Annotated in this window: 21 protein-coding genes; 10 read left to right on the top strand and 11 right to left on the bottom strand. The window is 71.9% G+C overall.

From position 1 onward, the window contains the following. Positions 1-3: 3 nt before the first annotated feature. Genes ACIDOF_RS22500 through ACIDOF_RS22490 form a run of 3 tightly spaced genes read right to left on the bottom strand, consistent with a single transcriptional unit; the run spans position 4 to position 3,220 of the window. Positions 4-894, bottom strand: coding sequence for a sugar ABC transporter permease (locus ACIDOF_RS22500; protein ID WP_409007813.1), 891 nt, complete (start codon positions 892-894; stop codon positions 4-6). After that, entirely contained in the window at positions 891-1,898 is a 1,008-nt protein-coding gene (locus ACIDOF_RS22495) for a carbohydrate ABC transporter permease (RefSeq protein WP_409007812.1), read from the bottom strand. The genes ACIDOF_RS22500 and ACIDOF_RS22495 overlap by 4 nt, the downstream gene beginning before the upstream one ends. Before the next feature lie 47 nt (positions 1,899-1,945). Beyond that, the gene (locus ACIDOF_RS22490) at positions 1,946-3,220 is read right to left on the bottom strand and encodes an extracellular solute-binding protein (protein ID WP_409007811.1); all 1,275 of its coding nucleotides are present in this window, start codon (positions 3,218-3,220) and stop codon (positions 1,946-1,948) included. 392 nt (positions 3,221-3,612) lie between these two features. On the opposite strand from ACIDOF_RS22490, the gene ACIDOF_RS22485 reads away from it, so the two are divergent. Continuing rightward, positions 3,613-4,632 carry a LacI family DNA-binding transcriptional regulator gene (locus ACIDOF_RS22485; protein ID WP_409007810.1) on the top strand — a complete coding sequence of 340 codons (1,020 nt, stop codon included), beginning with the start codon at positions 3,613-3,615 and terminating at the stop codon, positions 4,630-4,632. Positions 4,633-4,639: 7 nt separating this feature from the next. Here ACIDOF_RS22485 and ACIDOF_RS22480 read toward each other — a convergent pair whose 3' ends face one another. Continuing rightward, a complete protein-coding gene (locus ACIDOF_RS22480) occupies positions 4,640-5,185 on the bottom strand; it encodes a GNAT family N-acetyltransferase (RefSeq protein WP_409007809.1) in 546 nt (181 codons plus the stop codon). Positions 5,186-5,407: 222 nt separating this feature from the next. Between ACIDOF_RS22480 and ACIDOF_RS22475 the strand changes: the two genes are divergently transcribed. Further along, positions 5,408-6,748 carry an AMP-binding protein gene (locus ACIDOF_RS22475; RefSeq protein ID WP_409007807.1) on the top strand — a complete coding sequence of 447 codons (1,341 nt, stop codon included), beginning with the start codon at positions 5,408-5,410 and terminating at the stop codon, positions 6,746-6,748. Here ACIDOF_RS22475 and ACIDOF_RS22470 read toward each other — a convergent pair. Beyond that, a complete protein-coding gene (locus ACIDOF_RS22470; protein WP_409007806.1) occupies positions 6,745-7,395 on the bottom strand; it encodes a TetR/AcrR family transcriptional regulator in 651 nt (216 codons plus the stop codon). The two genes, ACIDOF_RS22475 and ACIDOF_RS22470, sit on opposite strands and share 4 nt — an antisense overlap. Positions 7,396-7,623: 228 nt before the next feature. On the opposite strand from ACIDOF_RS22470, the gene ACIDOF_RS22465 reads away from it, so the two are divergent. Further along, positions 7,624-9,579, top strand: coding sequence for an alkyl/aryl-sulfatase (locus ACIDOF_RS22465; RefSeq protein ID WP_409007805.1), 1,956 nt, complete (start codon positions 7,624-7,626; stop codon positions 9,577-9,579). A 54-nt stretch (positions 9,580-9,633) separates the two neighbouring features. Here ACIDOF_RS22465 and ACIDOF_RS22460 read toward each other — a convergent pair whose 3' ends face one another. From ACIDOF_RS22460 to ACIDOF_RS22450, 3 genes are read right to left on the bottom strand one after another with little or no spacing between them, the layout of a single operon-like run. Further along, a complete protein-coding gene (locus ACIDOF_RS22460) occupies positions 9,634-10,653 on the bottom strand; it encodes a hypothetical protein (protein WP_409007804.1) in 1,020 nt (339 codons plus the stop codon). Further along, a complete protein-coding gene (locus ACIDOF_RS22455) occupies positions 10,650-11,933 on the bottom strand; it encodes an MFS transporter (RefSeq protein ID WP_409007802.1) in 1,284 nt (427 codons plus the stop codon). Before ACIDOF_RS22455 ends, ACIDOF_RS22460 begins: the two co-directional genes overlap by 4 nt. A 27-nt stretch (positions 11,934-11,960) precedes the next feature. After that, complete coding sequence (locus tag ACIDOF_RS22450) at positions 11,961-12,935, bottom strand: metallophosphoesterase family protein (RefSeq protein WP_409007801.1); 975 nt, start codon at positions 12,933-12,935, stop codon at positions 11,961-11,963. A gap of 251 nt (positions 12,936-13,186) precedes the next feature. On the opposite strand from ACIDOF_RS22450, the gene ACIDOF_RS22445 reads away from it, so the two are divergent. After that, complete coding sequence (locus ACIDOF_RS22445) at positions 13,187-13,417, top strand: hypothetical protein (protein ID WP_409007800.1); 231 nt, start codon at positions 13,187-13,189, stop codon at positions 13,415-13,417. A 55-nt stretch (positions 13,418-13,472) separates the two neighbouring features. Here ACIDOF_RS22445 and ACIDOF_RS22440 read toward each other — a convergent pair whose 3' ends face one another. Next, positions 13,473-13,967: a hypothetical protein gene (locus tag ACIDOF_RS22440; protein WP_409007799.1), complete on the bottom strand. Its 495-nt coding sequence runs from the start codon at positions 13,965-13,967 to the stop codon at positions 13,473-13,475. A 116-nt stretch (positions 13,968-14,083) separates the two neighbouring features. Here ACIDOF_RS22440 and ACIDOF_RS22435 point away from each other — a divergent pair, with 116 nt between their 5' ends. After that, positions 14,084-14,845 carry a methyltransferase domain-containing protein gene (locus ACIDOF_RS22435; RefSeq protein ID WP_409007798.1) on the top strand — a complete coding sequence of 254 codons (762 nt, stop codon included), beginning with the start codon at positions 14,084-14,086 and terminating at the stop codon, positions 14,843-14,845. On the opposite strand, the gene ACIDOF_RS22430 is transcribed toward ACIDOF_RS22435, so the two are convergent. Next, positions 14,842-15,696 carry an NAD(P)H-binding protein gene (locus tag ACIDOF_RS22430; RefSeq protein ID WP_409007797.1) on the bottom strand — a complete coding sequence of 285 codons (855 nt, stop codon included), beginning with the start codon at positions 15,694-15,696 and terminating at the stop codon, positions 14,842-14,844. The genes ACIDOF_RS22435 and ACIDOF_RS22430 overlap by 4 nt on opposite strands. Positions 15,697-15,818: 122 nt before the next feature. Between ACIDOF_RS22430 and ACIDOF_RS22425 the strand changes: the two genes are divergently transcribed. From ACIDOF_RS22425 to rbsD, 5 genes are all read left to right on the top strand, one after another. Beyond that, entirely contained in the window at positions 15,819-16,409 is a 591-nt protein-coding gene (locus ACIDOF_RS22425; protein ID WP_409007796.1) for a TetR/AcrR family transcriptional regulator, read from the top strand. A gap of 226 nt (positions 16,410-16,635) precedes the next feature. Further along, complete coding sequence (locus ACIDOF_RS22420; protein WP_409007795.1) at positions 16,636-17,718, top strand: LacI family DNA-binding transcriptional regulator; 1,083 nt, start codon at positions 16,636-16,638, stop codon at positions 17,716-17,718. Then, entirely contained in the window at positions 17,715-19,280 is a 1,566-nt protein-coding gene (locus tag ACIDOF_RS22415; RefSeq protein ID WP_409007794.1) for a sugar ABC transporter ATP-binding protein, read from the top strand. Before ACIDOF_RS22420 ends, ACIDOF_RS22415 begins: the two co-directional genes overlap by 4 nt. Next, a complete protein-coding gene (locus tag ACIDOF_RS22410) occupies positions 19,270-21,231 on the top strand; it encodes a substrate-binding domain-containing protein (protein ID WP_409007793.1) in 1,962 nt (653 codons plus the stop codon). The genes ACIDOF_RS22415 and ACIDOF_RS22410 overlap by 11 nt, the downstream gene beginning before the upstream one ends. After that, entirely contained in the window at positions 21,228-21,617 is a 390-nt protein-coding gene (gene rbsD / locus ACIDOF_RS22405) for a D-ribose pyranase (protein WP_409007792.1), read from the top strand. The genes ACIDOF_RS22410 and rbsD overlap by 4 nt, the downstream gene beginning before the upstream one ends. Before the next feature lie 310 nt (positions 21,618-21,927). On the opposite strand, the gene ACIDOF_RS22400 is transcribed toward rbsD, so the two are convergent. Continuing rightward, the gene (locus tag ACIDOF_RS22400; protein ID WP_409007790.1) at positions 21,928-22,134 is read right to left on the bottom strand and encodes a ferredoxin; all 207 of its coding nucleotides are present in this window, start codon (positions 22,132-22,134) and stop codon (positions 21,928-21,930) included. Between the last annotated feature and the right edge of the window lie 6 nt (positions 22,135-22,140).

Raw genomic sequence — 22,140 nt, 5'->3', positions numbered from 1 at the left:
GGGTCACGACTTCATCGCGCCCGCCGTGAGTCCGGAGACGAGGTGCCGCTGCGCGAATCCGAAGATCACCGCCGCGGGCACGGCGACGATCACGGCCGCCGCGGTCAGCGAACCCCAGTCGCTGGTGTACTGGTTGACGAAGGTCTGCAGGCCGCCCGCGAGCGTCAGGTTCTCCTCGCCGGTCATGAACGCGGAGGCGTACGCGACCTCGGCCCAGCCGGTGATGAAGCTGTAGAAGCCGGTGACGGCGAGGCCGGGCTTGGCGAGCGGCACGATGAGCCGCCAGAACGTGCCGAACGGGTTGAGGCCGTCGACCCGCCCCGCCTCGTCGATCTCGACGGGGATGGAGTCGAAGTAGCCCTTCATCATCCAGGCGCAGAACGGCACGGCGATCGTCAGGTACGTGATGACGAGGCCGACGGGCTGGTTGAGCAGGCCGAGGCTCGCGAGCAGGTTGTAGAGCGGCACGATCAGCACGGCGACGGGGAACATCTGCGTGATCAGGAGCAGCCACATCAGCGGCCGCATGCCGGGGAACCGGAAGCGGGACACGGCGTACCCGGTGGTCGCGGAGATGAACACGCCGATGACGGTGGTGAGTCCGACGACGAGCAGGGAGTTGCCGAGCCAGCTGAGGAAGTGCGTGTCGCCGAGGACGTGGTCGTAGTTGCCGAGGGTGAAGTCCTTCACCAGGGCCGTGGAGAATGCCTCGCTCTTCGGCTTGAACGAGGTGACGAGCAGCCACAGCGGCGGCAGTACGGCGATCGCGGAGGCGACGAGCAGCGTCACGTGCAGGGCGGTCGAGGCGAGCGGCCCGCGTTCGCCGCGCGGCCTGAACTTGGCGGCGGGACGGTCGGCTCGGGGGTTGGCTTGGGGGTTGGCGGTCACGGTCACCACACCTCTCCCTGCTTGCGGAGTGCGCGGCGGTAGATCACCGCGAAGAACGACAGGAGCAGCAGGATGAGCACGCCCCAGGCGGCGGATCCCGAGAAGTCCCGTGGGCTGACGACGAAGGAGAGCCGGTAGGCGTACGTCACGAGGATCTCGGTGGCGTCGCCGGGCCCGCCCCTGGTCAGCAGGAAGATCACCGGGAACATGTTGAAGGTCCAGATGCCGCTGATCAGGACGACGGTGCTGCTGACGGTGCGCAGCCCGGGCAGGGTGATGTGCCTGAAGCGCTGCCAGGCGTTGGCGCCGTCCATCTCGGCGGCCTCGTACAGCTCGCTGGGGATGGACTGCAGGCCGCCGAGCATGGCGACGAGCATGAACGGCACGCCGAGCCAGACGTTGACGGTGATGACGGAGAGCTTCGCCCAGGTGGGGTCGTTGAGCCACGGGATCGCGTCGATGCCGCCGCCGGCGAGGAGCTGGTTGAGGATGCCCTTCTTCTCGTTGAAGAGCAGCCGCCAGGTGAAGACGGACACGAAGGCCGGGACCGCCCAGGGCAGGATCAGCGCCATGCGGTAGAAGGATCGGCCCTTGAGCTTGCGGTTGAGCAGGGTGGCGAGGGCCAGGCCGAGCGTGAAGGACAGGGCGACGCAGGACACGGTCCACACGACGGTCCAGCCGAGCCGGTCCCAGAACACCCCGTCGGAGAGGATCGCCGTGTAGTTGTCGAGGCCTACGGACTCGTACGTGGCGGGGATGTGGTTGACGCCGATGTGCCGTTCGACGTTGGCCTCGTTGGCGTTCGTCGTGGACAGGTAGATGCCGCGGACCAGCGGGTATCCGACGATCAGGCCGATGACGGCCACCACGGGGGCGACCATGCACCACGCGTACCAGTGGGTGGACAGCGAGCGGCGCAGCCGTCCCTGCTTCTTGCCGTGGTGGCCGGGGCCGCGGACGCTGCTCGCGTCCGCGGCCCGCACCACGGGCCGTCCGGTGTCGACAGCCATGGGGCGTTCAGCCCTCCTGTTCTGCGCGTTCTGTCGGCGTGGGCCGGTTACTTGTAGTCCTTGAGGAGCTTGCGGTAGGCGTCGCCGACGCCCTTGGCGCCGTCGGCGGGCTTGGCCTTGCCGCTGAGGACCTTCTCCAGCTGGAGGCGGATCGGCTCGAACAGGGCGTTGCTCTCGGGGATCCACGGCCGCTCGACGGACTTCTCGACGGCGGGCTTGAAGAACTGCACCATCTGGTTGTCCTTGACGGACTGCTGCTCGTAGACGGAGGTGCGGGTGGGCAGCAGGCTGAGCTTCTCGGTGGTCTGCTGCTGCACCTTCGCGGAGCTCATGTACCTGATGAACTCGTAGGAGGCGTCGAGGTTCTTCGACCCGGCGTACGCGGCGAGGTTCCAGCCGCCCTGCGGGGAGCCCTGGCCGCCGGAGGTGCCGGCGGGCACGGGGGCGACGCCGAGGTTGCCCTTGTCGGACTTGAACTCCTTGCCCTGCAGGGCGCCCTCGATGGACCAGGGGCCGTCGAGGGCCATGGCGACGTCGCCGTCCTTGAAGGCGTTGAGCTGGTTGTTGTAGCCGTCGCTGGCGTCGGTGACGGCGGCCTTGGAGTCGACGAGGTCCTTCATCACGGAGAACGCCTTGGCGCCCTCCTCGTCGTCGACGGTGACCTTCTTGTTCTGCGCGTCGAGCAGGTCGCCGCCCTCGCCGTAGAGGTACGGGAGGTAGTAGTACGGGTCGTCGCCGCGCAGGTAGAGGGCGGTGGCGCCGGTCTTCGACTTGATCTTCTTCGCGGCGGACTTGATGTCGTCGACGGAGGTGGGGACGCCGACGCCGGCCTTCTTCAGGAGCTTCTTGTTGTAGAAGAGGGCGAGCGTGTCGATGGTCTGCGGCGCGGCGTAGGTCTTGCCCTGGTACTTGGTGCTGGCCGCCGCCTGCTTGAGGTAGTCGTCCTCGCCGTCGAGGGCGGCGGTGTCGTCGAGGGGCGCGAGGTAGCCCAGGGAGGCGAAGTCCTGGGTCCAGGCGACCTCGGTGCGCATCACGTCGGGGGCGCCGGAGTTGCCGCCCGCGGCGTTCTTGAACTTGGCGTTGGCCTCGCCGAACGGCACGTTGACGTAGCGCACCTGCACCCCGGGGTGCAGCTTCTCGAAGCCCTTGGCGAGCTTCTCGTACGTGGCCTTCTCGGCGTCGTTCGAGGTGTCCCAGAAGGTGACGGTGCCGGAGAGCTTGCCGCCCCTGCTGCCGCTCTGGGCGGTGTCGTCGCCGCCGCAGGCCGTCGCCGTCATGGCCAGGGCCGCGATGAGCCCGGTCGCCGCTATGCCACGCCGCATGAGAACTCCTTCAACTGATCCCGGAACAGGGGGAGATCGCCCCGTAACCGGGCATCTCCAGTGCGCCGCTCCTGACGGCGGCGCCGGGTTGCCAGGAACGTAACAGCGATGAAAAGCGGCCGAAAGACCTTGCGAGAAATTTCTGCAAGGAACGTGGATCGTTACGTGCGCGTGTCCTGCAGATTGCGGCCCGTACGGGCACACAGGCCCCCGTACCCGATCAATGAACCGGCCGGAACGCGGAGCAGTTGGTCTATAACGGACGGCGACTACCGGACGCGGGACTGGCCGGTATCCGACCGTCGAGGCTCTGCAAGTCGCTTGCAAGTTGCCGTCAGGAAGTGCTTGCAAGGGCGGTGGGCAAGCCGACGGATGGCGGGTACAGTCCGCCCATGACCGCACGGCTCGTCGACATCGCAGCCCAGGCGGGGGTCAGTGAGGCCACCGTGAGCAGGGTCCTCAACGGCAAGCCCGGCGTCGCCGCGAGCACCCGCGAATCCGTCCTCGCCGCTCTCGACGTCCTGGGCTATGAGCGCCCGGTGCGGCTGCGCCGCCGCAGCGAGGGCCTCGTCGGCCTGATCACCCCGGAGCTGGACAACCCGATCTTCCCGGCGTTCGCGCAGGTCGTCGCGCAGGATCTGACGCGCAGGGGCTACACGCCGGTGCTCGCCACGCAGACGCCGGGCGGCTCCACGGAGGACGACCTGACCGAGATGCTGGTGGAGCGGGGTGTCAGCGGCATCGTGTTCGTCTCCGGCCTGCACGCCGACACGACGGCGGACACCGGGCGGTACGAGGTGCTGCGCGCCAAAGGCGTCCCGTTCGTCCTGGTCAACGGGCACGCGCCGGGCGTCGCGGCACCGTTCGTGTCCACCGACGACCGGGCGGCGGCCCGCCTCGCGGTCGGTCATCTCGCCGCGCTCGGGCACACCCGGATCGGGCTCGCCGTGGGGCCGCGCAGGTTCGTGCCGGTGATCCGCAAGATCGAGGGCTTCCGGCAGGCCCTGTACGAGCACCTCGGGGTGCCGGAGGCGGGCGCGACGGAGCTGGTCCAGCACTCCCTGTTCACCCTGGAGGGCGGGCAGGCGGCGGCCGCGACGCTCCTCGCCCGCGGCTGTACGGGCATCGTGTGCGCCAGCGACATGATGGCGCTCGGCGCGATCCGCGCGGCCCGCGAGGCCGGCCTGCGCGTCCCGGACGACGTCTCGGTGGTCGGCTTCGACGACTCCCCGCTGATCGCCTTCACCGACCCGCCCCTGACGACGGTCCGCCAGCCGGTGCACGCGATGGGCCAGGCCGCCGTGCGCGCACTCCTCGAAGAGGTCGCCGGCACTCCGGCCCCGCACGACGAGTTCCTGTTCCTGCCGGAGCTGGTGGTACGCGGGTCCACGGGGGCGGGCCCGAAGGGCTGAACTCGCCCTAGGACGCGGGCGGTCGGTCCCCGTAAACCAGCTCGCACTCCTCCCCCAGCTCCCTGACGCGTACGAACCCTGCCTTGCGGTAGAAGCCCAGCGCGCGGGCGTTGTCGACGTGCACGAGGAGGCGTACGCGGACCACGTCCGGCCGGCTGCGGGCCCAGTCGACGGCCGCGCGGAACAGGTCGGCGGCCACGCTCCCGCCCCGGTGCTCGGGCCGCACGAACGCGGCGACGAGATGCGCCTGCCGCAGGTCGACCCGTTCGCCCATGAAGTCCACGGTGCCGGGCTCCTCCAGGATCACGGTGACCGTGCCGAGGAAGCCGGGACCGCCCGCCGGGTCCTCGGCGACGAACTGCCGGTTCGGCCCCCCGGCGGCACCGCGCGCCGTGCGGTCCTTCCAGAACGCGTCGGGCTGGGACACGGCCTGCTCGTAGGTCTCCATGAACGCGATGGGGGCGAGCGGGTCGCGCAGCGCGGCAAGCCGCAGTTCCTTGGCGGCGGCCCATTCCTCGGCCCGGATCTCGCGCACGGCGGGTTCGGTCGTCATGCGGTCCATGGTTCGGCGGGGGCGGGGGCGGGGGCAAGTGAAATTCCCCGAACACCGGACGTTTGCACTGGTCAGCGGCGTGGCTTGGAGATTCCGCCGAGGGGCGGGGCCTGCGGTGGTCGGGACTGCGTCTTGCGCGCGGGCGGGCCCGGGGCCTGGACTGCCGATGATCGCCCGGGTAGCCGCCCCGGCACCGCGGCCGGTTCGAGGAGAGGGAGCTTCATGCTGGACGGCTGTACGCCCTGGCCCGAGGAGTACGTCGACCGCTACTGGTCGGCCGGGCACTGGCGCGGCTGCACGCTGGACAACCTGCTGCGCCTCTGGGCCCTCGACCACGGCCCCCGCACCGCTCTCGTCCACGGCACGACGCGCCTCACGTACGCCGCCCTCGACCGGCGCGTGGACCGCATGGCCGCCGGGTTCCGGCTGCGCGGACTGCGGCCCCGGCAGCGGGTGGTCGTGCAGCTCCCGAACGTGCCGGAGTACGTGGTCACGGTCCTCGCGCTGCTGCGCGCGGGCGCGGTGCCCGTGCTGCTGCCGCTGTCTCTGCCGGACGGCGAGGTGTCGCGGCTCGTCCGGCTCACGGAGGCCGTGGGGTACGTGCACCCGGCGGCGGACACGTCGGACGAGGCGTACGACGGGGTGGGCCGGGCGGCCGCCGCCGAGGCCATGGCGGCCCGACTGCCCCATCTGCGCCGGGTGTTCGCGTACGAGGCGCCGGGCACGTCCTCCCCGTACGGCGGGCTCCGCACGGACGCGGCGGGATGCCATTACGCGCCGCTGGCCTCGGTCGACGCGCCGCCCGAGCCGGGGTTGCCGCTCAGCGCGGGCGACGTGGCGTTCCTGCTGTACGCCGACGACTCCGCGACGCTGGTGCCGCGCACGCACGACGACTTCGCGTACCAGGCGCGGGCCTTCGCCGAGGCGGCCGCGCTCACCGAGGACGACGTGTATCTCGCGGCCCGCCCGGAGGGGCCGGCGTCCGTCGTCGGCGGGCTCGGGGTGTTCGGCACGCTGTCGGCGGGCGGGACGGTGGCGTCGGGCGAGGCCGCGTCGGAGCCGGTGACGGTGGTGTCGCTGGACACGGCAGCTGACGCGCTGGGTCGACTCGGCGCTTCTGTGCGGGACTTGACGCGCCTGCGCCTGGTGCAGACGGGCCCGGCCCCTCTCCCGTACGCGTCCGCCGCGAGCCTCGCCGCCGCGCCGGGCCGCACCTTGCAGCAGATCCACGCGACTCCCGCGGGCCCGCTCACGCTCACCCGCCTCTCCGACCCGCACGACACGATCCTCACCACGCAGGGCCGCCCCCTCTCCCCCGACGACGAGATCCGCGTCGTCGACGCCGACGGCTTGCCGGTGCAGCCCGGCGAGGAGGGCGAACTCCTGGCCCGGGGCCCGTACCTCCCCCGCGCCCACTACCGCGCGCCCGACTTCAACGCCCGGACGTTCACGGCGGACGGGTTCTTCCGTACGGGGGTGCGCGGGCGGTTGGACCCGGCGGGGAGCCTGGTGGTGGGTGGGGGTGCGGACCGCGGCGCGTCCGGCGCCGGGCGGTCCGTCTAGCCCAGCAGGGCCCGCAACGACCGGCGTACCGCCGCGCCCGTGGGCCCCACGTCCAGGCCTCGGCGCGTGCGCAGGTGGTCCCAGGCGGCCCAGGACGAGGAGGCGTCGAGGGCGTCGAGGAGGCCGCCGGGGCGGCGGGCGCCGGACACCTCGCGGAGCTGGGGCGTGAACAGCGTCGCCAGGTCGGCGCGCAGCCAGGCGTCGCCCTCGGCCATCACGCGCCGCAGCCCCGGCGAGTCCGGTTCGAGGCTCAGGCCGACCCGGCGGATCGGGGTCATCAGCTCGTACATGCGCGCCCGTTGGGCCACGAAGCCCCGCACCTTCCGGTCCACGGCCCACTCCGGGGGGATCGGCTCCGCCAGCGCCTTCCACCGTTCGGCCTGCCGCTCGGCCGCGCTCACGTACAGCGCCTCACGGTCGGCGAAGTGGACGAAGACGGTGCGCTCGGAGACCCCGGCGCGCTCGGCGATGGCCTTGCGGGTGGGCTCGCGCGCGCCCTCGGCGATAAGTGCCAGAACCGTGTCGACCAGGGTCGCGCGCGTCCACTCCGGGTCGCGCCGCCAGCGCCTGCCGGAGCCGCTGCCCGTGCCGGTGTCCGTGTCCGTGCCGGTGCCCTCGCCCGTGTCCCGTGTGTCCCGTGTGCTCACGGCGCCATCCTCGCACCCGGGCCCAGGGCTGCGGCAAGAGCGGTCGCCGCCCGCACCTGCACGGCTCCTGTTTCATGAAGACTGCAACAAGCCGCACTCCGGACCCTTGACTCGTATTGCAGTCCGGATGCAATAGTGGCGGAACCGTCGGCGCGCCCCACCGCACTGCGCACAGGCACGCACCGCACGTGCGCACACCAACTTCCCCACTCCGAAGGCGACTTCACCATGACCCCGATGAACCGACGCGGCTTCGTCGCGGCCACCGCGGGCGCCGCGGCCGCCGCCGTCTCCCTCAACCCGCTGTCCGCGAGCACCGCCCTCGCCGCCAACCGCGACCCCGCGCCCGACGACGCCCCGGAGTCGCTCCCGTACGCCGACCGCCGTGACTTCGCGGACGCCGAGCGGGGGTTCGTCGCGCCCTTCACCGGCGGCCCCATCAGGACGAAGAGCGGGCGGATCGCCTGGGACCCGGACGCGTACCGCTTCCTGGAGGAGCACGACGACACGTCCGATGACGCGCCCGACAGCGCGCACCCCAGCCTGTGGCGGCAGGCCCGACTCCTCGCGAAGCAGGGCCTGTTCAAGGTCTGCGACCGCGTCTATCAGGTGCGCGGGCTCGACCTGTCGAACATGACGATCGTCGAGGGCGACACCGGTGTGATCGTCATCGACCCGCTGATCTCCGCCGAGACCGCGGCCGCCGCGCTCGCCCTCTACCGTGAGCACCGCGGCGACCGTCCCGTCCGGGCGATGATCTACACGCATCCGCACGTCGACCACTTCGGCGGGTGCCGCGGCGTCCTCCCCGACGGGGCGGACGCGGACGTCCCGATCGTCGCGCCGCAGGGCTTCATGGAGCACGCGGTCACCGAGAACGTCTACGTCGGCCCGGCCATGTCACGCCGCGCGGGCTACATGTACGGGGCGAAGCTTCCCACCGGCGCGAAGGCGCAGCTCGGCTGCGGGCTCGGCCTCACCGTGTCGCTCGGCACGGTCGGCCTGATCGCACCGAACAGCTATGTGACCAGGACCGGCGAGGAGCTCACCCTGGACGGCGTCCGGGTCGAGTTCCAGATGACGCCGGGCACCGAGGCGCACGCGGAGATGAACTTCCTGTTCCCCGACCTGCGTGCCGTCTGCATGGCCGAGAACGCCACCCACACCATGCACAACATCCTGACCCTGCGCGGCGCCCAGGTCCGCGACGCGCACGCCTGGGCCGGCTACCTCACCGAGTCCATCGGCCTGTACGAGGGCCGCGCCGACGTCGCGTTCGCCTCGCACCACTGGCCCACGTGGGGCAACGTCACGATCGTCGAACTCCTCACGCACCAGCGGGACTTGTACGGCTACCTGCACGACCAGACCGTGCGGCTCATCAACCAGGGCCGCACCGGGACCGAGATCGCCGAGACGTTCCGGCTGCCGCCCGCCATCGGCGAGGTGTGGGCCAACCGCGGCTACTACGGCTCGCTCAGCCACAACGTGAAGGCGGTCTACCAGCGCTACATGGGCTGGTTCGACGGCAACCCGGCCCACCTGTGGCAGCACCCTCCGGTCGAGGAGGCGCGGCGCTGGGTCGACTGCCTGGGCGGGCAGGCGGCGGTGCGGGCGCGGGCCCGCGCGTACGAGCGGCGCGGCGACCTGCGGTTCGCGGTGACCCTGCTCAACCACGCCGTGTTCAACGACCCGGACGACACCGCGGCGAAGCGGCAGCTGGCGGCGTTGTTCACGCGTCTCGGGCACGGCAGCGAGAACGCGGTGTGGCGCAACTTCTTCCTCACCGGCGCCCTGGAGCTCACCGAGGGCGTCACGCCGGGCGAGAGCTCCACGGTCGGCCCGGACATGTATCTCGCCCTGACCGTGGGCCAGTTGATCGACAGCATGGCGGTACGCGTCGACGGCCCGAAGGCGTGGGACGTACGCCTGGCCGTCGACTGGCGCGTGGGCGACGGCTACTGGCACCTGCGGCTCGCGCACGGCCTCCTCACCTGGACGGAGAGCGAGGAACCCGACCCGGACGCGGGCCTGACGATGACGCTGACGAAGCCTCAACTCCTCGCCCTGCTCGCCGGGAAGGGCACGGAGGGCATCGCCATGGACGGCGACCGTAGCCTCTTCACGACCCTTCTGTCCGTCCTCGACAAGCCCGACAAGAACTTCCCGATCGTCACCCCGTGAGGCTCGTACAGGGAAGCTCGTGCAGGGAAGCTCGTGCAGGGAAAGCTCGTACGCTCAACGCCGCCCGACCCCCGCGGGTGAACTCGCCCCCTTCACCCGCAAGTCGGGCTCGCCCCCGCCGTCCGCCGGGACCGTCCACACGTCGCTCCTGCGCCCGTCCGCGCCCGGCAGGCCGTACGCGAGGGTGTGGTCGTCGAGCCACGCGGCCTGGTCGTCCACGCTGCGGTGCTCGGCGACGGGGTGCTCGCGCAGGGTGCGCAGGTCGAGCACGTACAGCCGCCAAGGGTCCGAACTCCCGTCCCTCACCCGCTTCTTGAAGGCGATGCGGGTGTTGTCCGGCGACAGGGACGGGCACTCCACGTTCATGCGGAGCGCCTCGGCGGACCAGCGCCGCATGTCGCCACGCACCAGGTAGGTGCGGCCCTTGGTGGAGACGGTGGCGTAGAAGCGGTTGTCGTCCGCGGCGAACGTCACGCCCCAGTAGTTGACGTCGGGCGAGTGGTAGCGGCGGCCGTCGATCGTGAGGGGGATCTCCTCCATGTTCTTGACGAGATAGCCGGTGCGGGTGTCGAGGATCGAGGTGCGGGTGGAGAACGACGAGCCCGCGTACGAATCGCCGGTGGCGAACATGGTCCACGCCAGCATCCGCCCGGACGCCGAGACGCGGGCCCGGTTGGGGATGCCGGTGAGCGCGATCCGCCGCTTCTCCCGCAACTCCCCGTCCAGGACCACCGCGTACGACTTGGGCGGGATGCCGGGGCGGCGCTGCAGACAGAGCCCGGTGCCGCCCGCCGCGTGGAAGCGCGCGCAGGTCGGGCCGCCCGTGGTTCTGCCACCGGTCCGGGACCCGTCCAGCGGCAGGCGTGCGACCCGCCCGTCCCCCGCTCCCCCGCGCTCGTCGCGTACGTACAGATGTCCCCGGTCGAGCCCGAACTCCGAGACGGAGGCGGCGGGTTGGGCGCGGCGGACGGCGTGCACGGTGTACGTGACGGCGACTCCCGCGAGGACCGCCGCGGCGAGGGCGACGGCGACGATGCGCGTACGCAGGGCCGGCCTCGGAAGCCGTGGGGTCATGACGCTCCTTCCGAACGGCCGCCCGTGGACGGCGAGTTGGGCAGCACCGATTCCGGCGGCACTCCCCGCAACAGCACCCCCGCCACCACCACCGCGCCACCCAACAGCACCACGGCAACGGTCAGCGCAGTGCCCGTACCCCACCAGGTCCAGGCGGCGCCGAAGCCCGCGGCCGCGAGGAGGCGGCTCAGGGCCTGGCCGGTCTGCACGACGGCGAGGCCGCCCGCCCGGTGCCGTGCCGGCAGGAACGGCCCGGCGAGCGCCATGAGGACACCGTCCGTGGCCGCGTAGAACACGCCGACGAGCAGCAGCACGCCCACGAGCAGCGGCGTTCCGTCGAGCGGGGTGAGGAGCAGGGCGTACGCGACGGCCAGTGCGGCATGCCCGGCGAGGAACGGGACGCGGCGGCCGATGCGGTCGGCCAGGCGGCCGGCGGGCACGGCGAGCAGCAGGTACACGGCGGCCGCGCCGAGCGGCAGCAGCGGGAACCAGCTCTCGGCGAAGCCGATGCGGCGCTGCAGCAGCAGATACACGAACGCGTCACCGACGGTCGCCGCGCCCAGCACCACGGCCGCCCCGAGGACCCGCCGGAACGCGGGCACCTCGAGCACCTCCCGGGTGCGCCCGGCGGCACCCCGGCCGGGCGGTACGGGCAGGTCCCGTCTCCCCGGCACGAACGCGACGAGCACGAGCACGCCGAGCAGCCCGCAGCAGAAGCTGACGACGAACACCGCGTCGTAGGCGTCCGCAGTGGCCCACAGCAGCGCGAACGCGGCGAGCGGGCCGAGCAGCGCACCCGTGGTGTCCATGGCCCGGTGCACGCCGAAGGCGCGACCCAGCTGTCCGGGCGGGCTCGCCAGTGAGATCAGGGCGTCGCGCGGCGCGGTCCGCACGCCCTTGCCGATCCGGTCGGCGGCGAGCGCGGCGCCGATCCCGAGGGTGGCGCCGCCCGCGAGGAGCAGGCCGAGGCGGGAGAGGGCGGACAGGGCGTAGCCGCCGCCCGCGACGAGCTTGTGGCGCCCGCCCCGGTCGGCGGCGCGCCCGCCCGCGAGCCGCACGACGGCGGTGACGGCGTTGTAGAGCCCGTCGAGGAAGCCGAACTGCAGGGGGGAGAGGCCGAGTTGGAGGACGAAGTAGAGCGGCAGGACGGCCGTGACCATCTCCGACGAGATGTCGGTGATCAGGCTGACCGCGCCGAGCGCGAGGACGGGTGCGGCGACGCGGCCGCGCCGGGCGGCGCCGCCCGCCGTGGCGACCGCGTCCGTGGTGGCGAGATACATGCGGTGCCTGTGCGTGCGTACGCCGGGTCAGTGGCACTCGTACGACGGGCTGGTGTCCTCCGCCTGCCCGTCGCTGCCGACGAGTTCCCAGGAGAACCCGTTGTCGGTGAAGTCGAGGCGTACCACCCCGAAGGTGTCGGTGATCCGCTTCTCGCTGTTGGGCTGCACCTCCTCGATCTGGTACGGGTGCGCGCCGCCCGTGCCCGCGAGGATCTCGACGATGCCCTGCGGGTCGGCGTTGCCGTCGGCGTCCTGCGGCGCGAACCGCTCGTAGTGGTGGTCGTGGCCGTTGAGGACGAGTTCGGCCCCGGCGTCGTCGAGGATCTTCCACACGGGCCGTCCGACGGGGTCGTTGCCGTGCTCGCCGGACGAGAACAGCGGGTGGTGCCAGTACGCGGCCACGCACTTCTTGGAGTTGGCGGCGAGGTCCTGCTTCAGCCAGTCCAACTGGGCGTCGTCGTCGAAGCTGTTGGAGTCGAGGGCGACGAAGTGCCAGTTGCCCTGGTCGTAGCTGTAGTAGCTCTTGCCGTCGGGGTAGGCGATGTCCCCGAAGTACGCCTTGTACCCGGCGAGCGGGCCCTCCGGGTCGTACGTCTCGTGGTTGCCCGGCACGGGCCGGGTCTTCTCCTTGAACGCGCCCCAGGTGGTGTCGTAGTAGTCCTCGAAGTCCTGCAGGCGGGCGTCGTCGTACTGGTTGTCACCCATCGTCAGGACGAACGCCGGGGCGATCTTCTCGACCTGCGCGGCGGTCTTCGGGTGCTCGCAGCCGCTGTCGTCGGCGGTGCACTGCTCGGCGATGTCGCCGACGGCCACGGCGCTGAAACCGGCGCGCGGCTGCGGTGTGGGCGCGGCGCCGGCGGCCCCGGCGGGCGACCAGAACAGCGCGCCCCCGACCACGGCGAGGGCCCCGCCGAGCGCGGCGGGAATCGCGAACTTCCGTGTCCGGAGGCGGGAGTTGGAGCGGTTCGGGGTGCTCGTACGCGTGCTGCGACTGCGCGACATGGGAGTCTCCTCGGTCGGCGTGGGGGAGCCGTCGCGAGGAATCCTGGCGATGCGGCATGTACGCGTCAATAGCCCGAACCGCATTCTGTTAGGAAACTTTACTACCACCAACGTCGGGCGTCTGCGGCCGCGTTGCGGGTCTTCACTCGATGCTCCTTGATCCGTACGCGTGCACCGACGGCCCGGATTCGTCCCGTTGTCAGTGGTGCACGCAAGACTGGGAGTCCGACGCTCGGAGGAGGAGACGGACGATGACGGACCTGGAACTCGCGGCGGTGCAGGCGTACGTGAGGCTCGTGAAGGGCGTGCGCGCGACGCTCGACGACACCTCGCATCCCATGGGCGCGCCGCCCTTGCTCCACGAACCCATGGCCGAGACGGACCGAGCCCTGGCGGCAGCAGGCCTGGCCGGCAACGAACAGCGCCTGTTCCAACTGGTGGCGGACCTGATGGAGGAGAGCGGGGTCAGGCAGGGGGCGTAGGGGGTGTGACGCGGGGGCCCTGGGGGGCAGGGGGACGACCCCCGCCCCTCCCCCCTCAACGCTCGCGCGCGCCGCTCATCAGCACGACCCGGTCGGCCTCGACGTCGAACCCGAGCAGGGGCCAACTGCGGTCACCGCCCTCGGGGTTCATGAGCACGGGCCTGCCGAGGCGCCGCCCGATCGACGTGAGGACATCGCAGAAGAGGTCGATGCGCTCCTGCCCCTGGAGTTCGCGGAGGTCCACGTCGAAGTCGATCTCGTCGGCCGTGGCGAACCGGAAGATGACGAGCACGTCGGGGTCGGGCCGGACCCGCAGTTGCGGGCACTCCGCATCCGCCGGACGCGCCAGGACCGTGGCGGCCCGCGGCACCGGGAGCACGACCTCCCCTTCCAGGTACGTGTGAGGCCAGCCCCGCTCCACGACGAGATCCAGGACCGCCTGCCACCCCTCGACGGAGACGCCCGGCACGTGCACGTCCGGCAGCGCGCCCGTCAGGTCGGGGTCGAAGGCCCTTCGGACTTCGGGGTCGTGCCGGCGCAGGTCACTCACGCGGCCATCGTGCCGTACGACGGGGTGGCCAGTCGGCAGTGCGGCGCGTCCGCCGGTCGGCCGGTCGACGGAAGACCTCACCGTCCCGCCCGGCCCGTCGCCCCTACGCTGCCCCGATGGACCAAGCGACCGAATGCACTGCAACCTCCGCAGCCCCCGCTCAGGCCTCGCCGCGCGTGAACGACTACGACCGGTTCGCCGAGGCGTACTCCGCGGAGAACGAGCGCAGCCTCGTGAACGCCTACTACGCGCGCCCCGGAATCCTCGACCTGGCCGGGGACGTGACAGGGCGTCGCATTCTGGACGCGGGCTGCGGTTCCGGGCCGTTGTCGGCCGCACTGCGCGAGCGCGGCGCCGTCGTCAGCGGCGTCGACCTGAGCGCCGGAATGCTGGACCTCGCCCGGCAGCGCCTCGGCCCGGACGCCGACCTGCACCTGGCCGACCTCGACGGCCAACTCCCCTTCCCCGACGGCGACTTCGACGACGTGGTGGCCTCCCTCGTACTCCACTACCTGGAGGACTGGGGCCCCGCCCTGGCGGAACTGCGGCGGGTGCTCAAGCCGGGCGGGCGGCTGATCGCGTCCGTGGACCACCCGTTCGTGGCGTACACGATCCAGGAGCCGCGGCCCGACTACTTCGCGACCACCAGCTACAGCTTCGACTGGTCGTTCGGCGGGCAGACCGTGCCGATGCGGTTCTGGCGCAAGCCCCTGCACGCCATGACGGACGCCTTCGCCGCCGCCGGATTCCGCCTCACCGCCCTTCACGAGCCCCGCCCCGACCCGGCCGCGCGCGAACTGTTCCCCGAGGGCTTCCACGACCTGTCGACGAAGCCCTGCTTCCTGTTCTTCGTCGTGCAGGCGCCGGAGCCGGGCTAGGCAGGTTCTTGTGCTGCGAGCCGTTCGGCGACAGTGCGGGGCGCGCGGCCGAGCAGTTCGGCCAGCAGAGGGGTGGCCTCGGCGAAGTGGCCGGCGCGGGCAGCCTCGTACCAGGTGAGCATGAGCCCGGCCAGCTGCTCCGGGACGCCGATCGCGATCTGGTCGGCGACCCACTGCTCGTCCTCCACGACGATGCGCTCCACAGGGCGACCGGTGAGGTCGGAGGCGAGTGCGGCCACGTCGTCGAAGGTGACGGCGTTCGGTGCGGTGAGGTCGACGGGGCCGTCGAAGGAGCGGTCACCGGCGAGGAGGACAGCGGTGGCCTCGGCTATGTCGGCACGGTCGGTGTAGGGGACGGGGCCGTCCTGCGGCCGGGCGATCACGCCGGTGCGCTGCCACGGGCCGAGCACCTGGTCGAGTGGGCCGTAGGCGCCGTTGCGCAGTGCGGTCCAGGCGATCCCCGAGTCGTCGAGGATCGCCTCGGTGGCGATGTGGATGTCCGACGGCCGGTACGGGTTGCCGGGGACGGCGCCCTGCTGGCTGGTGTAGAGGAGGCGCCGGGCGCCGGCCTCGACGGCGGCTTCGACGGCCTTGCGGTGCAGGCCGACCAGGTCGGCAGCCGGGTCGTTGCCGGATATCAGAAGGACCTGCTCGGCACCGGCGAAGGAGTCGCGCAGCGCGGCCGGATCCCCGTACGAGCCCTGCCGCACGCGCACACCGCGGTCGGCGAAGTGCCGCGCCTTGGCGGTGTCGCGGACGCTGACGCCGATCCGGTCGGCGGGCATGCGCGCGAGGAGGTGCTCGACGACTGCGCCGCCCAGCCCGCCGCTCGCTCCGGTGACAACGATCATGCTCTCGGCCCCTCGGTTCCATAAGTTGACCACTGCGGTCAGTTTCTCCCTGGCTTCGACCGTAGGTAACCTGACCCAGTGAGTCAACTTGTGCCGACGGGCAGGAAGAGACGGTGAGTGCGATGGCTTCGGGATCCCGGTTGCGCGCCGATGCCCGGCGCAATTCCGAACAGATCCGCTCTGCCGCGATCGGCGCCTTCCGCGGGCAGGGCCTGGCGGTACCGCTGGAGGAGGTCGCCAAGGCAGCAGGGGTGAGCAAGGCCACGGTCTTCAACCGGTTCGGCGGGCGGATCGGCCTCATCGAAGCCGTCATCGAGGAGCTCGTGGCGAACGAGCTGTCCGCCGTCGTCGACCGCGCTCGCGCCATCGACGACGCGGGCGAGCGGATCACGTACTACCTCACCGCGCTCCGCGACCTCCAGTACCGCCAACCCGCCTTCAACGACGTGCTGTTGCAGACATATCCGAACTCGCAGCAGCTGATGGAGATCTGCCGGGTCGGAAGCGAGGCCAACGAGGAGTTCGTCGCAGCGGCGCAAGCCGTCGGCGCTCTGCGGCCGGAGTTCACGGCGGGCGACCTGCACGCACTCGTCGCAGACAACGCCCTCGCCCTCAAGCACGGCCGACGGCCTCCCCGGGACGACTACGACCGCCGCACCCTGTACCTCCTGGACGGAATCCGAGGGCCCCACTCCACTTCCGGCGGACGATAGCGGCGCCCCCCCCCCCCCCCGGCGGACGACAGCGACCCCCGGCGGGCGACAGCGGCGCCCCTGGCCCGGCTGTCGCTCGCGAGGGCACCACTCGGGCCGCTCATCTGCGCCCCCGACATCACAATTGAATCTCGCTCCCGCACACCCTCTTGCCCCACCCTCGTGTAATCGTTTCCAATCCTCCGTGTAATCGATTCCACGGAGCCCACGAAGAGGTGGTCCCGAGATGGCGGGCATCAAGGATGTCGCGGCCGCGGCGGGTGTGTCCGTCGCCACGGTCTCGCGTGTGCTCAACGCGCACCCGTCCGTCAGCGCGGCCGCCCGCGCGCGGGTCCTCGCCGCCGTGGACGAGCTCGGCTACCGGCCGAACGCCGTCGCCCGCTCGCTGCGCACCGCCCAGACCCGCACCCTCGGCCTGATCATCAGCGACGTGATGAACCCGTACTTCACCGAGCTGGCCCGCTCCGTCGAGGAGGAGGCGCGGGCCCTCGGCTACAGCGTGATCATCGGCAACGCCGACGAGTCGCCCGAGCTCCAGGACGACCACGTACGCACCCTGCTCGACCGCCGCATCGACGGCCTGCTCGTCTCGCCCACCGACGGCGGCTCGCCGCAGCTGCTCGACGCCGCCCGGTCCGGCACCCCCACCGTGTTCGTGGACCGCTGGATCCCGGGCGTGGAAGTCCCGGTCGTACGGGCCGACGGCCGCGACGCCGTCCGTGACCTGGTCGCCCACCTGAACGCCCTCGGCCACCGCAGGCTCGCCATCATCGCGGGCCCCGCCGCCACCACGACCGGCAGCGAGCGCGTCGACGCCTTCCGCGCGGCGCTCGGCGCGTACGGGCTCGACCTGCCCGAGGCGTACGTGGGCCAGGGCGACTTCCAGGCGGAGAGCGGCCGGCGCGTCACCGAGGCGTTCCTCGCCCTGCCCGAGCCGCCCCAAGTCGTGTTCGCCGCCGACAACTTGATGGCGCTCGGCGCACTCGACGCCATCCGGGCCCGGGGCCTGCGCGTGCCCGACGAGATGGCGCTCGCCGCGTTCGACGACATTCCCTGGTTCGTGCACACCGACCCGCCGATCACGGCGATCGCCCAGCCGACGCGTGAGCTCGGCCGGGCCGCGGTGCGTGCGCTCACCGCCGTGATCGAGGGCCGCCGTGCCCGGTCCGTGACGCTGCCCGCGCGGCTCGTCGTACGCCGATCCTGCGGCGCGCAGGACGCCGCAGCGGCACCGCCGAACAGAGCCGGCAGTCCCACTGGCCCCACCAGTCCCCCACCGTCCCGTCCCCGACCGAGGAGCAACCCGTGAGTCATCCGGACGAGTTGCTGCGTATCGAAGGGATACGCAAAACCTTTCCCGGCGTGGTCGCGCTCGACTCCGTCGACTTCGACCTGCGCCGCGGCGAAGTGCATGTGCTGCTCGGCGAGAACGGTGCCGGCAAGAGCACGCTGATCAAGATGCTGTCGGGCGCGTACCGCCCGGACAGCGGCCGCATCCTGGCCGAGGGGCGCGAGGTGCGCATCCACGGCGCGCAGGACGCGGAAGCGCTCGGCATCGCCACGATCTACCAGGAGTTCAACCTGGTGCCCGATCTGACGGTCGCCGAGAACATCTTCCTGGGCCGCCAGCCGCGCCGCTTCGGTCTCGTCGACCGGAAGCGCATGGAGGCCGAGGCCGCCGAGCTGCTCGAGCGGGTCGGCGTGCAGGTGTCGCCGCGGGCGCGCGTGCGTGAACTGGGCATCGCGCGGCTGCAGATGGTGGAGATCGCCAAGGCGCTCAGCCTGAAGGCACGCGTGCTGATCATGGACGAGCCGACGGCCGTGCTGACCTCCGAGGAGGTCGACAAGCTGTTCGCGATCGTGCGGAAGCTGCGCGAGGACGGCGTCGGCATCGTCTTCATCACGCACCACCTGGAGGAGATCGCCGCGCTCGGCGACCGCGTCACGGTGCTCCGCGACGGCCGCAGCATCGACCAGGTGCCCGCGTCCACGCCGGAGGACGAGCTCGTCCGCCTGATGGTGGGCCGCAGCATCGAGCAGCAGTACCCGCGCGAGCGCGGACCGGTCCAGGAGGCCGACGGGGAGCGCCCGTTGCTGTCGGTCCGCGGACTGACCCGGAACGGCGTCTTCCATGACGTGAGCTTCGACGTGCGCGCCGGAGAGGTCGTGGGCCTCGCCGGCCTGGTCGGCGCCGGTCGTACGGAGGTGGCGCGGGCCGTGTTCGGCGCCGACCCGTACGACGAGGGCCGGGTCGACGTGCACGGCGAGCGGCTGCCGCGGGGCGACGTGAACGCGGCGATGGGCGCGGGCATCGGTCTCGTACCGGAGGACCGCAAGGGCCAGGGGCTCGTCCTGGACGCGTCCGTGCAGGAGAACCTGGGCCTGGTCACGCTGCGTTCCGCGACCCGGGCCGGGCTCGTGGACCTGAAGGGGCAGCGGGCCAGGGCCGTGGCCGTCGCCGAGCAGCTGGGCGTGCGCATGGCGGGGATCGACCAGCATGTGCGGACCCTGTCGGGCGGCAACCAGCAGAAGGTCGTCATCGGCAAGTGGCTGCTCGCCAAGTCCCGGGTGCTGATCCTGGACGAGCCGACCCGCGGCATCGACGTGGGCGCGAAGGTCGAGATCTACCAGCTGATCAACGAGCTGACCGCGTCCGGGCACGCCGTCCTGATGATCTCCAGCGACCTGCCGGAGGTGCTCGGCATGAGCGACCGGGTCCTGGTGATGGCCCAGGGCCGGATCGCGGGCGAGCTCAGCGCCGAAGAGGCCGACCAGGACGCGGTGATGGCCCTGGCCGTCTCCGCCCCGCCCAGCGCAGAAAACCCCCTTCGAAAGAGCAACGACGACGTGGAGGACTCCGATGGCCGCTGACACGCTCACCAGCAAGACGGGCGCGGGTGGCGCCGGGGCGGTCCGCCGCTTCCTGCTCGAGAACGGCGCCCTGAGCGCGCTGATAGTCCTGGTGGTGGCGATGTCGCTGCTCTCCGGCGACTTCCTGACCACGCAGAACCTCCTCAACGTCGGCGTGCAGGCCGCCGTGACGGCGATCCTCGCGTTCGGTGTGACGTTCGTGATCGTCGCGGCGGGCATCGACCTGTCGGTGGGCTCGGTCGCCGCCCTGTCGGCGACCGTCCTCGCCTGGACGGCGACGTCGCAGGGCGTGCCGGTGTGGCTTGCGGTGCTGCTTGCCGTGGGCACGGGCATCGCGTGCGGACTGGTGAACGGCGCGCTCGTCGCGTACGGCAAACTCCCGCCGTTCATCGCGACGTTGGCGATGCTGTCGGTCGGCCGCGGTCTGTCGCTCGTCATCTCGCAGGGCAGCCCGATCCCGTTCCCCGACTCGGTGTCGGTGCTCGGTGACACGCTCGGCGGCTGGCTGCCGGTGCCCGTGCTCGTGATGATCGCGGCGGGCCTGCTCACGGCGCTGATCCTGGGCCGTACGTTCATCGGCCGCTCGATGTACGCGATCGGCGGCAACGAGGAGGCCGCGCGGCTCTCCGGTCTGCGGGTGCCGCGGCAGAAGCTCGTGATCTACGCCCTGTCGGGCCTGTTCGCCGCCGTCGCGGGCATCGTGCTCGCCTCCCGCCTCGTCTCGGCGCAGCCGCAGGCCGCGCAGGGGTACGAGCTGGACGCGATCGCCGCGGTCGTGATCGGCGGAGCCAGCCTCGCGGGCGGTGTCGGCAAGGCGTCGGGCACGCTGATCGGCGCGCTGATCCTCGCGGTGCTGCGCAACGGCCTCAACCTCCTCTCGGTGTCGGCGTTCTGGCAGCAGGTCGTCATCGGCGTCGTCATCGCCCTCGCGGTGCTGCTCGACACGGTGCGGCGCCGGGCGGGCGGCGGTTCGGCCGGTGCCGTCGGCGCGGGTGCGGGCGGGGCTAGCGGCAACGGCGGAAAGCGCGGCGCGCTGAAGCTGGCGCTCGCGGCGGTCGTGGTGGCCGCGGTCCTCGGCGCGATGTCGCTGTTCAACTCCGGCCCGGCCGGTACGACGACCAAGGTCGGCATGTCGCTGTCCACGCTCAACAACCCGTTCTTCGTGCAGATGCGGAAGGGCGCCGAGGCGGAGGCGAAGAAGGCGGGCGTCGACCTGACGGTCACGGACGCGCAGAACGACCCGTCGCAGCAGGCCAACCAGCTGCAGAACTTCGCCGGCGAGGGCGTGAAGTCGATCGTCGTGAACCCGGTGGACTCCGACGCGGTGGGCCCGGCCGTACGCGCCGCCAACAAGTCGGACATCCCGGTGATCGCCGCCGACCGCGGGGTCAACAAGGCGAAGACGGCCACGCTCGTCGCGTCCGACAACGTGGCGGGCGGCCGGCAGGCGGCGAAGACGCTCGCCGAGAAGCTCGGCGGCAAGGGCACGGTCGTCACCCTGCAGGGCACGCCGGGCGCCTCGGCCAGCCGGGAGCGCGGCAAGGGCTTCGCCGAGGGCATCAAGGCGTACCCGGGCATCAAGGTCGTCGCGAAGCAGCCCGCGGACTTCGACCGTACGAAGGGCCTGGACGTGATGACCAACCTGATGCAGTCGCACCCCGGCATCGACGGTGTGTTCGCGGAGAACGACGAGATGGCGCTCGGCGCGGTCAAGGCCCTCGGGTCCAAGGCCGGCAAGTCCGTGGCCGTGGTCGGCTTCGACGGCACGCCCGACGGGATCAAGGCGGTGGCGGCGGGCACGCTGTACGCGTCGGTCGCGCAGCAGCCGGAGCAGCTGGGCCGGATCGCGGTGCGGAACGCGGTGCGGGCGGCGCAGGGCAAGGACGTCGCGGACGCGGTGAAGGTGCCGGTCAAGGTCGTCACGGCGAAGAACGCGGGGGACTTCGAGTGAAGCGGTCCGGCATCCTGAACCGTCATCTCGCGGGCGCGCTCGCGGAGTTGGGGCATGGCGACGGGGTCCTCGTCTGCGACGCGGGCATGCCCATCCCGGACGGGCCGCGCGTCGTCGACCTGGCCTTCCGGGCCGGGGTGCCGTCCTTCGCGGAGGTCCTGGACGGGCTCCTCGACGAGCTGGTGGTCGAGGGCGGTACGGCGGCGACCGAGGTTCACGCGGCCAACCCGGCCGCGGCGGGGCTCCTCGCGGAGCGCGTACCGGACCTGGCGCACGTCCCGCACGCCGACCTGAAACGCCTCACGTCCGAGGCCCGGCTGGTCGTCCGCACGGGCGAGGCGAGCCCGTACGCGAACGTGCTGCTGCGGTGCGGGGTGTTCTTCTAGGTTCTCCCCTCCCCGCCCCTTCCCGAAAGACTGCCGTCGGCGGCAACGGGTGCTTCGCCCCCGAACCCCCGCCCGGGGCTGCCGCCCCTGGACCCCACCACGGGGCTCCGCCCCGGACCCCGCTCCTCAAACGCCGGAGAGGCTGAAATGGACGGGCGGGGCTCGGCGACGTGCCCCGAAAGGGGCGCGGGGAACTGCGCGATCGGCCACAGCGGCGCCGCAGCCGACGACGAGGCCCGGAGGGGCTCCCGCCTGGGAGCCCCTCCGGCGTTTGAGGAGCGGGGGGGGCAGGGGGGGCGGCGCCCCCCCCCTAAACCACTTCCACCCGCACCGCCCCCACGGGGCAGGCCCGAACCGCCTCCCGTACACGGGGATCCGGGGAGGGCCCGACCTCCCCGCGCCCCGGCAACACCTCACTCAACCCCTCATCGTCCTGAGTGAACACCTCCGGCGCGGTGAGCGCACACATCCCGGCGCCCATGCAGCGGTCCCGGTCGACCCGTACACGTTCCGTCATGAGCCC

The sequence above is a fragment of the Streptomyces sp. Da 82-17 genome (assembly GCF_046098215.1).
In the GTDB taxonomy this organism is placed as follows: domain Bacteria; phylum Actinomycetota; class Actinomycetes; order Streptomycetales; family Streptomycetaceae; genus Streptomyces.
This window is presented reverse-complemented; position numbering and strand designations above follow the sequence as displayed.

What these genes read in the sequence shown, in the direction of transcription:
- ACIDOF_RS22495 (WP_409007812.1), bottom strand. Translation starts at nt 1,898, where the DNA reads ATGGCTGTCGACACCGGACGGCCCGTGGTGCGGGCCGCGGACGCGAGC.
- ACIDOF_RS22490 (WP_409007811.1), bottom strand. Translation starts at nt 3,220, where the DNA reads ATGCGGCGTGGCATAGCGGCGACCGGGCTCATCGCGGCCCTGGCCATG.
- ACIDOF_RS22485 (WP_409007810.1), top strand. Translation starts at nt 3,613, where the DNA reads ATGACCGCACGGCTCGTCGACATCGCAGCCCAGGCGGGGGTCAGTGAG.
- ACIDOF_RS22480 (WP_409007809.1), bottom strand. Translation starts at nt 5,185, where the DNA reads ATGACGACCGAACCCGCCGTGCGCGAGATCCGGGCCGAGGAATGGGCC.
- ACIDOF_RS22475 (WP_409007807.1), top strand. Translation starts at nt 5,408, where the DNA reads ATGCTGGACGGCTGTACGCCCTGGCCCGAGGAGTACGTCGACCGCTAC.
- ACIDOF_RS22465 (WP_409007805.1), top strand. Translation starts at nt 7,624, where the DNA reads ATGACCCCGATGAACCGACGCGGCTTCGTCGCGGCCACCGCGGGCGCC.
- ACIDOF_RS22460 (WP_409007804.1), bottom strand. Translation starts at nt 10,653, where the DNA reads ATGACCCCACGGCTTCCGAGGCCGGCCCTGCGTACGCGCATCGTCGCC.
- ACIDOF_RS22455 (WP_409007802.1), bottom strand. Translation starts at nt 11,933, where the DNA reads ATGTATCTCGCCACCACGGACGCGGTCGCCACGGCGGGCGGCGCCGCC.
- ACIDOF_RS22450 (WP_409007801.1), bottom strand. Translation starts at nt 12,935, where the DNA reads ATGTCGCGCAGTCGCAGCACGCGTACGAGCACCCCGAACCGCTCCAAC.
- ACIDOF_RS22445 (WP_409007800.1), top strand. Translation starts at nt 13,187, where the DNA reads ATGACGGACCTGGAACTCGCGGCGGTGCAGGCGTACGTGAGGCTCGTG.
- ACIDOF_RS22435 (WP_409007798.1), top strand. Translation starts at nt 14,084, where the DNA reads ATGGACCAAGCGACCGAATGCACTGCAACCTCCGCAGCCCCCGCTCAG.
- ACIDOF_RS22430 (WP_409007797.1), bottom strand. Translation starts at nt 15,696, where the DNA reads ATGATCGTTGTCACCGGAGCGAGCGGCGGGCTGGGCGGCGCAGTCGTC.
- ACIDOF_RS22425 (WP_409007796.1), top strand. Translation starts at nt 15,819, where the DNA reads ATGGCTTCGGGATCCCGGTTGCGCGCCGATGCCCGGCGCAATTCCGAA.
- ACIDOF_RS22420 (WP_409007795.1), top strand. Translation starts at nt 16,636, where the DNA reads ATGGCGGGCATCAAGGATGTCGCGGCCGCGGCGGGTGTGTCCGTCGCC.
- ACIDOF_RS22410 (WP_409007793.1), top strand. Translation starts at nt 19,270, where the DNA reads ATGGCCGCTGACACGCTCACCAGCAAGACGGGCGCGGGTGGCGCCGGG.
- ACIDOF_RS22400 (WP_409007790.1), bottom strand. Translation starts at nt 22,134, where the DNA reads ATGACGGAACGTGTACGGGTCGACCGGGACCGCTGCATGGGCGCCGGG.